The sequence below is a fragment of the Actinomadura sp. NPDC048032 genome (genome assembly GCF_040653175.1).
Classification (GTDB): domain Bacteria; phylum Actinomycetota; class Actinomycetes; order Streptosporangiales; family Streptosporangiaceae; genus Spirillospora; species Spirillospora verrucosospora.
The window spans coordinates 1-10,602 of record NZ_JBEZJP010000288.1 but is presented as its reverse complement, the minus strand read 5'-3'; the positions used below and the strand labels follow the sequence as shown (position 1 = coordinate 10,602).

Below are 10,602 nucleotides of genomic sequence, written 5' to 3'. Positions count from 1 at the left end.
GGCGAAGCGCCCGCAGTCCGGTGGGAGCACCGGGAGGCCCCATGGGCGAGCGAGTCGACCGAACGGAGAGCGACCGGGCGGGACGCGCCCGGCCCTGGGAGGGGACGGCCGGCCGGCGCGGTCCCGCGGAGCGGGCGCGATCGGCCTGGCTCAGGGGCGCGGTGGCGGCGGCACTGCTGGCCGGGGGGCTGACGGCCTGCGGGGACGGCGGCGGGGCGCCGAAGCTCACCTGGTACGTCAACCCCGACAACGGCGGCCAGGCGGCCATCGCGAAGTCCTGCACGCAGGCCGCGGGCGGCCGGTACCGGATCGGGACGTCCCTGCTGCCGAGCGACGCGACGCAGCAGCGCGAGCAGCTGATCAGGCGGCTGGCCGCCAAGGACTCCGGGCTCGACCTCATGAGCCTGGACCCGGTCTTCGTGGCGGAGGCCGCCAACGCCGGGTTCCTGCGCCCGTTCACCAGGAGCGAGGCCGCGCCGCTGACCGAGGGGGTGTTCTCCCCCGCGGTGCAGAGCTCGATGTGGGAGGGCAAGCTCTACGCGGCGCCCTTCTGGGCCAACACGCAGCTGCTCTGGTACCGCAAGTCGGTGGCGAAGAAGGCGGGCATCGACCCGAACGCGGCCGACTTCACCTGGGACAAGCTCATCGACGCGGCCGGTCGCACGAACACCACGATCGGCGTCCAGGGCAACCGGTACGAGGGCTACATGGTGTGGATCAACGCCCTGATCGCCTCGGCGGGGGGACGCGTCATCAGCGAGGCCGAGAAGGGCGACGACGCGAGCATCGACATCGACTCGCCGGCCGGCCGGCAGGCGGCGTCGATCATCCGGAGGCTCGCCCGGTCCGCCGCGGCGAGCCCGACGCTGTCCACCGACATCGAGGAGCAGTCCCGGGCGACGATCAACGGCGCGCGCGGCGGCTTCCTGCTCAACTGGGGCTACGTCTGGCGGGCCGAGAAGGGCGACGCCGACGCGGGCGCCATCGGCAAGAACATCGTCGGCGACCTCGGCTGGGCCCGCTACCCGCGGGTCGACCCGCGGCAGCCGAGCAGACCGCCGTTCGGGGGCATCGAGATCGGCGTGGGCGCCTACGGCAAGCACCAGAACCTGGCGGTGGACGCGGTCCGGTGCATCACCTCTCCGGCCAACATGAAGCGCTACATGCTCGACGAGGGCAACGTCGCGGCCCGCCCGGCGATCTACGACGATCCCGACATCCTCAAGGAGTTCCCGATGGCCCCGCTGATGCGGGACTCCATCGCTGCCGCCGCGGTCCGTCCGGCCACCCCCTACTACGCCGACCTGTCCGGCGCCGTCCAGAACCGCTGGCATCCGCCCGCCTCGGTGAACCCCGCGACGACGCCGCGCCGGTCCGCGGAGTTCGTCCGGGCGGTCCTGAGCGACCAGGCCCTGCTGTGAGGCAGGGCCGCCGCGAGGCCGGCGCCGCCGTGAGGGAAGCCTCGGAGAGAAAGGTGTCCGGATGACGTCCGCAGAAACGGCGCCGAAGCTCGGCCGCGCCGACGGCGCCCCCGCCCCCGCCCGCGCGGAGATCTCCGACCGCGGCCGCGCCGAGCGCAGGCTGGGGCTGCTGCTCTCGCTGCCCGCCGTGGTGGTGATGCTGCTGGTCACCGCGTATCCGCTGGTCAACGCCGTCTACCAGTCGCTGTTCAGCTACCGGATCACCGCACCCGAGGACCGGCGCTTCGTCGGGCTCGGCAACTACGCGACCGCGCTGTCGGACGCCCTGTTCTGGCAGACGGTGCTCACCACCCTGATCATCACCGTGGCCACGGTGGGGGTGGAGCTGGTCATCGGGTTCGCGCTCGCGATGGTGATGCACCGCGCCGTGTTCGGGCGGCGGACGGTGCGGACCGCGATCCTGCTGCCCTACGGGATCGTGACGGTCATCTCCGCGTTCGCCTGGAAGTACGCCTTCGACGTCCAGTCGGGGTTCGTCAACTCCTGGTTCGGGCTCGGCGACTTCGCCTGGTTCTCCGACCGCTGGGCGGCGCTGTTCGTGATCATCCTGTCGGAGATCTGGAAGACGACCCCGTTCGTGTCGCTGCTGCTGCTCGCCGGGCTGGCGCAGGTGCCGGCCGACCTCGGCGAGGCCGCGACGGTGGACGGCGCGACGGCGTGGCAGCGCCTCAGGCGGGTGACGATCCCGAACATGAAGGCCGCGATCCTCGTCGCGGTGCTGTTCCGGACGCTGGACGCGTGGCGGATCTTCGACAACGTGTTCATCATGACGTCCGGCCAGGAGAAGACCCAGGTGCTGTCGTTCCTGACCTACCAGCAGATCATCACCCGGACCGAGCTCGGCCTCGGCAACGCGGTCGGGGTGCTGCTGTTCCTGTCGGTGGTGCTGATCGCGGCCGTGTTCATCAAGGGGTTCCGCGTGGACCTGTCCCAGGTGCGAGGTGATCGCTGATGGAGTCGGCGCGTTCGAAGTCGCTGTGGATCGTCGCCTCGCTGCTGATCCTGGTGTGGACGGCGTTCCCGATCGTGTGGATCGTGATGCTGTCGTTCAAGCAGCCCAGCGAGATCGGCAACGTCCAGGGGTTCTTCCCCAAGACCTGGACGTGGGCCAACTACGAGACGGTCTTCAAGACCGACCTGTTCACCTCGGCGCTGATCAACTCGATCGGCATCTCGCTGATCGCCACGTTCGTCGGGGTGGTGTTCGCGACGCTGGTCGCCTACGCCATCGCGCGGCTGGAGTTCCCCGGCAAGCGGCTGATCCTGTCGTTCGCGCTCGCCATCGCGATGTTCCCCGTGGTGTCGCTGGTCGGGCCGCTGTTCGACCTGTGGCGCAACATCGGCCTGTACGACACCTGGCCGGGCCTGATCATCCCCTACATCTCGTTCGCGCTGCCGCTCGCCATCTGGACGCTGTCGGCGTTCTTCCGCGAGATCCCGTGGGAGATGGAGCAGGCCGCGCAGGTGGACGGGGCCACCTCCTGGCAGGCGTTCCGCAAGGTGATCGTCCCGCTGGCGGCGCCCGGCGTGTTCACCGCCGCGATCCTGACCTTCTTCTTCTGCTGGAACGACTTCGTCTTCGGGATCTCGCTGACCTCCACCGACCGGGCCAGGCCCGTCCCGGCGGCGCTGGCGTTCTTCACCGGGGAGTCCTACTTCGAGCAGCCCACCACCGCCATCTGCGCCGCCGCCGTCGTCGTCACGGTCCCGGTCGTGATCATCGTCCTGGCGTTCCAGCGCCGCATCGTGGCCGGGCTGACGTCCGGCGCCGTCAAAGGCTGAGAGGAAACCATGGCCGCCATCACCATGAAGAACATCGTCAAGCGGTACGGCGACGGTTTCCCGGCCGTGAACGACGTCTCCCTGGACGTGCGGGACGGCGAGTTCATGATCCTGGTCGGGCCGTCCGGCTGCGGCAAGTCCACGCTGCTGCGGATGATCGTCGGGCTGGAGGACATCACGTCCGGCGAGATGGTCATCGGCGACCGGGTCGTCAACAAGGTCGCCCCGCGGGAGCGGAACCTGTCGATGGTGTTCCAGAACTACGCGCTCTACCCGCATCTCAGCGTGTACGAGAACATCGCCTTCCCGCTCCGCCTCGCGAAGGTCGCCGACGACGAGGTGCGGCGGCGCGTGTCGGAGACCGCCGAGCTGCTGGAGCTGACCGAGCACCTGGACCGCAAGCCCGCGAACCTGTCCGGCGGGCAGCGGCAGCGGGTCGCGATGGGCCGCGCGATCGTCCGGCAGGCGGACGCGTTCCTGTTCGACGAGCCGCTGTCGAACCTGGACGCCAAGCTGCGCGGGCAGATGCGCACCGAGATCTCCCGGCTCCAGCGGCGCCTCGGCGTCACCACCGTGTACGTCACCCACGACCAGACCGAGGCGATGACGCTCGGCGACCGGGTCGCGGTGCTGCGCAGGGGCGTCCTGCAGCAGGTCGGGAGCCCGCGCGAGCTGTACGAGGAGCCGGTGAACCTGTTCGTCGCCGGGTTCATCGGGTCGCCGTCGATGAACTTCCTGCCCGCGTCCGTGGACCGCGCTGCGGACGGCGTGTTCCTGGAGACGCCGCTCGGACGGTTCGAGCTGCGCGACGCGCGCAAGGCGGCCGCGGTCGGCGACCGGTCGGTCGTGCTCGTCGGGATCCGCCCCGAGCACTTCGAGGACGCCTCGCTCGTCGGCGAGGAGAAGCAGGCGCGCGGCAGCCTCGTGCGCGTCCGGGTGGACGTGACCGAGTGGCTGGGCAACGAGCTGTACGCCTACGTCCCGTACGAGGCGCCCGAGGATCTCGCCGCCCAGCTGCGGGACCTGTCCCGGGAGCTCGACGGCGACCAGCTCCGGACCCAGGCGGTCGTGGCGCTGGACGCGGCCAGCATGATCGCGCCGGGGCGCGGGGCGGAGCTCTGGATCGACACGACGCGGGTGCACCTGTTCGACCCGGCCACCGGCGAGAACCTGACCCGCGACGAGGAGCGCGTCGCACAGCTCGACCGGCTCGCCGAGGAGTCGCGCGCCGCCCACCGGGAGGCGCAGCGCGAGCCGGCCGCCGGGACCGCGGGCGGGACGTCCGCGACCCGGCCCTGAGCCGTGCACTTCGTCTTCACCCCACCCGGCGAGTCGTCGGCCGGCCTGCTGGACCTGCCGTGGTCCGAGCCGCTCGACGCCTGGGACGACGAGCGGATCGTGGAGATCCGGCAGCGGGGCCTGTCGCGGCACACGGTCAGGTTCGTGTCCGAGGGCGGGGGCGTCTACGCGGTGAAGGAGCTGGACGCGCGGCTGGCGCGCCGGGAGTACCGGCTCCTGCGGCGGCTCCGCGAGCTCGGCCTGCCCGCCGTCGAGGTCGTCGGGGTGGTCGTGGACCGCCCGGAGCTGGACGCCGTCCTCGTCACCCGGTTCCTCGACCACTCCTCGTCCTACCGCGCGCTCTTCGCCAACGCGCGCTACGGCCACCCCACGGACCGGCTGCTGGACGCGCTGGTGGAGCTGCTCGTCCGGCTGCACCTGGCGGGCTTCATGTGGGGCGACTGCTCGCTGTCCAACGTCCTGTTCCGCATGGACGCCGGAGCGTTCGCCGCCTACCTGGTGGACGCGGAGACCGCCGAGCTGCACCCCTCCCTCACCGAGGGGCAGCGCGGCTACGACCTCTCCCTCGCCCGCGAGCGGATCGCCGGGGAGCTGTTCGACCTGGCGGCCGCGGGCACGCTCCCCCGCGAGGTCGACCCGATCGACGTCGCCGACGACACCGTCCGCCGCTACCGGGGGCTGTGGGACGAGCTGACCCGCGAGGAGGTCCTGCGTCCAGACGAGCAGCGCTACCGCATCGCCGAGCGCCTGCGCCGCATCAACTCCCTCGGCTTCGACGTGGACGAGGTGGAGCTGGTGGACGCGGGACCGTCCGGGGCCCGCCTGCGCGTCCGCACCCGTGTGGCCGAACCCGGCCATCACCGCCGCATCCTCATGGCCCGCACCGGGCTGGACGCGCAGGAGAACCAGGCCCGCCGTCTCCTCAACGACATCGCCGCCTACCGCGGCCACCTGGAGCGGGTGCGCGGCGGCCCGGTCCCCGAGGTGGTCGCGTCGAACCGGTGGCTGGCGGAGGTGTACGAGCCGGTCGTCACCGCGGTCCCGCCCGGTCTGCGCGACCGGCTGGACGACGTCGAACTGTTCCACGAGGTGCTCGAACACCGCTGGTTCCTGTCCGAGAAGGCGGGACGCGACGTCGGAACGTCGGCGGCGGCGCGCGACTACCTCACCTCCGTCCTGCCGGAGGTCCCCGAGGACCTGACAGAGACCGGTCGTCCTCCTGACACTTCCGGTTGATCTTTCTGGCACGATCGGGGGCATGTACGAGCGCTTCGCCCACGAGTACGCCGCCCATGCCGAGGACAGCTCCTACAACGCCCTCTACGACCGTCCCGCCGTGCTCGGCCTCGCGGGGGACGTGGCCGGCCTGACCGTCTTCGACGCCGCGTGCGGTCCCGGCCTCTACGCGCGGGAACTTCTCGACCGCGGCGCCCGCGTGGCCGGCTGCGACGTCAGCCCCACTCTCGTCGACATGGCCGTGAAACGCACCGGAGGCCGCGCCGACCTGCGCGTCCACGACCTGTCCACGCCCGTGGCCTGGATGCCGGACGCCTCCGTCGACCTGGTGGTGCTGGCGCTGGCGCTGCACTACTTCGACGACCGCGTCGCGCTGCTGGAGGAGTTCCGCCGCATGCTGGCCCCGGGCGGCGCCGTCGTCCTCTCGACGGAGCATCCGATGGCGGGATGGCTGCGCCTGGGCGGCTCCTACTTCCTCGAAGAGCCGGTGGAGGAGTCGCTGAGCCCCGAACGGGACTGGCCGATCCGGGCGTGGCGGCGCCCCCTGACGGCGATCTGCGCCGAGTTCCGCGCCGCCGGGTTCCTCATCGAGGAGCTTGTGGAGCCGCGGCCCGTCCCCGAGATGGCCGACCGCTACCCGGAGGACCACGCGAAGCTGGAGCACTCTCCCGCCTTCGTCGCCTTCCGCCTGGTCCCGTCGCGCTCCTGAACTCCCGCTGAGCTCCCCGCACAGGGCCCGGCCGGATCTCCCGGCCGGGCGTCTCGCCGTGCGTCCGGTTCGCCGGGCTATGCGGGCGTCTCGGTGATCTCCCAGCGCCCCACCTCGCGGTAGTCCGAGTCGTGGACGGCGGACCCGTCTCCCGGCCTCAACTCGTAGTGCCGGACGTTCCCGCCCCAGTACCGCAGGATCCGCCCCAGTTCGGCGACGGCGTCCTGCGCGACGGCGCCCTCACTCATGTCCACTTCAAGAACGAACTTCACGCGTCCGCCTCCCATCGATCAACGCCTTCAAGGGTGTCATTGAAACTCCCGGTGAGGCTTTGGCGGCCAAAGAGCTGCCTGGCGGCGGTCAACCCTCAACAGCGCTGCGGACCCCGCCGGATCGCGGGCCGAGGCCGAGGCGACGATGACCGTGATGATCGAATCTCTGCTGGCGGGGGGCTGACGATGGCGTGCCGGTCGTCGCGCTCCCGAACCCGGCGGCCGGGAGGCCGCGACCGCGCTGGCCGGACGGCTGCGCGCCGCGCCGGGCCCGGCGTACGCGGCGGCCCGGCTCGAACGGTACGCGGGCGTCAGCTGAGCTTCTTCACCAGGAGCTCGAACTCCAGGTCGTCGCGCTTGGGCAGGCCGAAGCGCTCGTCGCCGTAGGGGAACGGGCTCGTCTCGCCGGTCCGGGTGTAGCCGCGCCTGACGTACCAGGCGATCAGGTCCTCGCGCTGGCTGATCACCGTCATGCGCATCTCGGCCGCGCCCCACTGCTCGCGCGCCCGCCGCTCGGCCTCGCCCAGGACCCGGCGGCCGAGCCCGCCGCCCTGCTGGGACGGGCTGACGGCGAACATGCCGAAGTAGGCGTGCCCGCCGCGGTCCTCCAGCTGGCAGCAGGCCGTGAGCGCGCCGTCCGTCTCGGCCACCAGCATCACCGCGCGCGGGTCGTGCACCACGGCGGCCACGGCCTCCGGGTCCGTGCGCTGGCCGTCCAGAAGGTCGGCCTCGGTGGTCCAGCCGTCGCGGCTGGAGTCTCCGCGGTAGGCGCTCTCGACGAGCGCGACGAGGGCCGGGACGTCGTCCGCCTCGGCCGTCCGGAAGATCGGTTCCACGCTGTTCACCAGGTCCACGCTGTTCACCAGGTCGGGGCGGCCCGCGGGCTCGCGTCGTTCGTCGGGTGCGACTCTAGCCGGGCCGTGGTCCCGATCCGCACAGGGACGGCGGCTGTAACACGACGAGGCCCTCCCACCAAGAAGACCAAACAGCACATGGCGGGAGGCTCTTGGATGGGAGATGAGAAGTCGGCCGTGGACACGGATCCGGCGGACGTCACCGCGATCGGCCGTGATCCAGCGGCGCTGGAGGTCTTCTACCGGCGGCATGTCGCGGACGTGACCCGCTTCGTGGCCCGCCGGATCTCCGATCCTCACACGGTCGACGATCTGACCACCGAGGTGTTCCTGGCGGCGATCGACGCCGCCGGGCGCTACCAGGCCGGCCGGGGAAGCCCGCGGGCGTGGTTGCTGGGCATCGCCCGGAACGTGGTGGCCGCCGAGTGGCGGCGCCACGCCGGTGAACGCGACAAGGCGCGGCGGGCCGGGGGGCATCGCCATCTGGACGGTGACGACATCGTCCGGCTGGAAGAGCAGATCGACGCCCAGCGAGCGGCGCGCGGCCTGCACGCGAAGCTCTCCGTGCTGCCCGAGCGGCTGCGCAGCGTCATCGAGCTCGTCGATCTGGACGGCCTGAGCCTGGCCGAGGCGGCCGCGGCGCTGGGCATCCGCGACGGTGCCGCCCGGGTTCGACTGCACCGGGCCCGTAGGCGGCTGAAGGCCGCCTTCTCCGCGGACGACGCGGCATCCGCTCGGTCGACCGCCACTCCACCGTCCCCCTTGGCGAAGGGAGCCTCCTCATGAGCAGCATCTCCGGCGACGACACCCCGCTCGCGGGCTACCAGGAACGGCGGCTGGCCGAGCTGACCGCGGCGGTCGCCGCCAGAACGGAGCGGGACGCTCGCGCGTCGGCGGCCCGGCCGCCGCGGCGGCCGCGGGCGGTGCGCGGGCGACGGGCGTGGGGACTCGCGGCGGCGGCGTGCGCGGCGTGCGCGGTCGCCGGCGTTCTTCCGGTCTGGACAGGCGGCGCCCAGCCCGCCTACGCGGTGACCCGGGATCCGTCCGGCCTGGTCACCGTCGAGGTCACCGAGAAGACCCTGGACTCGCGCGACGCTGACGCGCTCTCGCGGGAACTGCGCTCGCTGGGCGTGCCGGCGGTCGTGTACTCCATCCCTGAGGGCCAGGTGTGCCCGCAGCCCCATGCCAGGCAGGTCGACCTCCCGCCGAACGTGTACGACATGCCGGACGGCCTCTACACCGTGCCGAGCGATCTCCCGCGGCCGGGCGGCGGCTGGAAGATGACGATCAACCCGGGCCACTTCGAGCGCGGCCAGTTCATGATCTGGACGCTGACCACCTCCGGTGTCTACGACCAGGACGGCCGGCGCACCGGATCCGGGACGTCGGTCGGCACCTACCTGGTCAGCGGACGAGCCGTTCCGTGCCGCAACCGGCCGGCCCCCGAGGTCCCGGCACCGCGGCCACCGGCCGGAAGGAAGGACGGCAGGACGGTCCTCATCACCGACACCGGCGGCTACGTCTCCTTCGCGGACTCGAACTGACCGTCGAGGTCGACGCGGCAGCCGGGGCCCAGCGGACGGGTGATCGTCCAGTGGCGGCGGAAGCGGCACCTGGCCATCTTCCAGCGGCCGTCCTCGACCACGTACTCGTCGTCGTACTCGCCGGTGCTCACCGACTCGGTGCCGTCCTCCAGGTTCACCTGGCGGAACTTGAGCGTCCAGCGTCCCGACGCGCGCGTCCCGTCGTGGACGGTGATGTCCGGGTGCGTCGCGTGGTGCATGTCGAGGACGGCGCTCCGGCCGTCGACCTTCCGGAGCGCGATCGCCTCGAAGACCCTGACCATGCCCTCCGCGTCGTCGAACGCGCCCAGCCGGCCGTAGTCGATCGAGGCGCCCGAGGCGATGAAGCAGGTGCGGAACCCGTCGGGGTCCTTGGCGTCGCAGGCCCGCAGGTAGCGGTGCTTGAGCGCCTTGATCTCCTCGATGGCCTCCAGCCGGGCGACGCGCGCGGCGAGGTCGGGACTCGGGAGTTGTGACCTCGGGAGTCGTGACATGGTGGCCCGACCCTCGCCGACGGGACGGCCGCCCGTCCAACCGCCGTCCCGGTGACCGGGAGGGCGGAGCGCCGCGCCGCGCGCGAGGCCTCAGGATCGTCCCTGGCGGAGGGAGGACCCGGGATGAGCTTCCGCGAGCGCCACCACATGCTGGACGCGGGTGACGTCACCCTTCACGCGGTCGAGCAGGGCGACGGTCTCCCGGTGGTGATGTGCCATGGTTTCCCGGGCCTCTGGTTCAGCTGGCGGCGGCAGCTCCCGGCTCTGGCCGCGGCGGGATACCGGGCCATCGCCCTCGACATGCGCGGATACGGGCGCAGCGGCCGCCCGCCTTCGCCGCGGGCCTACGACCGGCGGCACACCGTCGCCGACATGGTCGGTGTCCTGGACGCCCTGGACATCAACGAGGCCGTCTTCGCGGGCCACGACTTCGGGGCCGCTCTCGTCTGGGACCTCCCTCAATGGGCCCCCGGACGGGTCAAGGCGCTGATGCAGTTGAGCGTGCCGCGCATGCCAGTCTCGAAGCGTCCTCCCACCGAGCTGTACGCGCGCATGGCCGAACAGCACTTCGTGCACGTGCACTACTTCCAGGAGGAGGGGCCTGCGGACGAGGAGTTGGGGGCCGAACCAGACCGCTTCCTGGCGAACGTCTTCTGGGCGCTCAGCGGCGGTTACCGGTACCTCGACATCTGGCAGCACCCGAGCGAAGGCAACGGATACCTCGATGTGCTCCCCGAAGCCCCGCCCCTTCCATGGCCGTGGCTGTCGCAGGACGAGTTCGCCTTCTACGCCGACGAGTTCCGCCGGACGGGCTTCACCGGTGGCCTCAACTGGTATCGGGCGAGCCGGAGAAGGTCGCCCACAGCAGGAGCGCCCCCAGGATGCCGCCGGCGAACTGGGCGGCCCAGTAGCC

The 10,602-nt window shown here is 71.8% G+C and carries 12 protein-coding genes; 9 read left to right on the top strand and 3 right to left on the bottom strand.

Features of this window, described 5'->3' with window-relative positions; all coding sequences use genetic code 11:
* The first annotated feature begins 41 nt into the window (after positions 1 to 41).
* The 6 genes from AB0C69_RS29215 (at position 42) to AB0C69_RS29190 (ending at position 6,507) form a co-directional block, all read left to right on the top strand.
* Positions 42 to 1,421: an extracellular solute-binding protein gene (locus AB0C69_RS29215; RefSeq protein ID WP_360358362.1), complete on the top strand. Its 1,380-nt coding sequence runs from the start codon at positions 42 to 44 to the stop codon at positions 1,419 to 1,421.
* A gap of 61 nt (positions 1,422 to 1,482) precedes the next feature.
* Entirely contained in the window at positions 1,483 to 2,433 is a 951-nt protein-coding gene (locus AB0C69_RS29210) for a sugar ABC transporter permease (RefSeq protein WP_345171069.1), read from the top strand.
* Positions 2,433 to 3,263 (top strand): carbohydrate ABC transporter permease, encoded by an 831-nt coding sequence (locus AB0C69_RS29205; RefSeq protein WP_345171067.1) that lies wholly within the window; start codon positions 2,433 to 2,435, stop codon positions 3,261 to 3,263. The genes AB0C69_RS29210 and AB0C69_RS29205 overlap by 1 nt, the downstream gene beginning before the upstream one ends.
* A gap of 9 nt (positions 3,264 to 3,272) precedes the next feature.
* Complete coding sequence (ugpC, locus tag AB0C69_RS29200; protein ID WP_353833929.1) at positions 3,273 to 4,562, top strand: sn-glycerol-3-phosphate ABC transporter ATP-binding protein UgpC; 1,290 nt, start codon at positions 3,273 to 3,275, stop codon at positions 4,560 to 4,562.
* 3 nt (positions 4,563 to 4,565) lie between these two features.
* Complete coding sequence (locus AB0C69_RS29195; protein ID WP_360358361.1) at positions 4,566 to 5,798, top strand: DUF4032 domain-containing protein; 1,233 nt, start codon at positions 4,566 to 4,568, stop codon at positions 5,796 to 5,798.
* A gap of 22 nt (positions 5,799 to 5,820) precedes the next feature.
* Entirely contained in the window at positions 5,821 to 6,507 is a 687-nt protein-coding gene (locus AB0C69_RS29190; protein WP_360358360.1) for a class I SAM-dependent methyltransferase, read from the top strand.
* A gap of 77 nt (positions 6,508 to 6,584) precedes the next feature.
* On the opposite strand, the gene AB0C69_RS29185 is transcribed toward AB0C69_RS29190, so the two are convergent.
* Both AB0C69_RS29185 and AB0C69_RS29180 read right to left on the bottom strand, forming a co-directional pair.
* On the bottom strand, positions 6,585 to 6,755 hold the full coding sequence (locus AB0C69_RS29185; protein ID WP_360358359.1) for a hypothetical protein: 171 nt from the start codon (positions 6,753 to 6,755) through the stop codon (positions 6,585 to 6,587).
* A 335-nt stretch (positions 6,756 to 7,090) separates the two neighbouring features.
* Positions 7,091 to 7,624 carry a GNAT family N-acetyltransferase gene (locus AB0C69_RS29180; protein WP_360358358.1) on the bottom strand — a complete coding sequence of 178 codons (534 nt, stop codon included), beginning with the start codon at positions 7,622 to 7,624 and terminating at the stop codon, positions 7,091 to 7,093.
* A 186-nt stretch (positions 7,625 to 7,810) separates the two neighbouring features.
* On the opposite strand from AB0C69_RS29180, the gene AB0C69_RS29175 reads away from it, so the two are divergent.
* Positions 7,811 to 8,419 (top strand): sigma-70 family RNA polymerase sigma factor, encoded by a 609-nt coding sequence (locus tag AB0C69_RS29175; RefSeq protein ID WP_353833925.1) that lies wholly within the window; start codon positions 7,811 to 7,813, stop codon positions 8,417 to 8,419.
* The gene (locus tag AB0C69_RS29170; protein WP_360358357.1) at positions 8,416 to 9,177 is read left to right on the top strand and encodes a hypothetical protein; all 762 of its coding nucleotides are present in this window, start codon (positions 8,416 to 8,418) and stop codon (positions 9,175 to 9,177) included. Before AB0C69_RS29175 ends, AB0C69_RS29170 begins: the two co-directional genes overlap by 4 nt.
* On the opposite strand, the gene AB0C69_RS29165 is transcribed toward AB0C69_RS29170, so the two are convergent.
* Positions 9,150 to 9,689, bottom strand: a complete 540-nt coding sequence (locus AB0C69_RS29165) for a nuclear transport factor 2 family protein (RefSeq protein ID WP_360358356.1) — start codon at positions 9,687 to 9,689, stop codon at positions 9,150 to 9,152. The two genes, AB0C69_RS29170 and AB0C69_RS29165, sit on opposite strands and share 28 nt — an antisense overlap.
* Before the next feature lie 123 nt (positions 9,690 to 9,812).
* On the opposite strand from AB0C69_RS29165, the gene AB0C69_RS29160 reads away from it, so the two are divergent.
* On the top strand, positions 9,813 to 10,602 hold a 790-nt coding region (locus AB0C69_RS29160; protein ID WP_360358355.1), incomplete at its 3' end, for an alpha/beta fold hydrolase.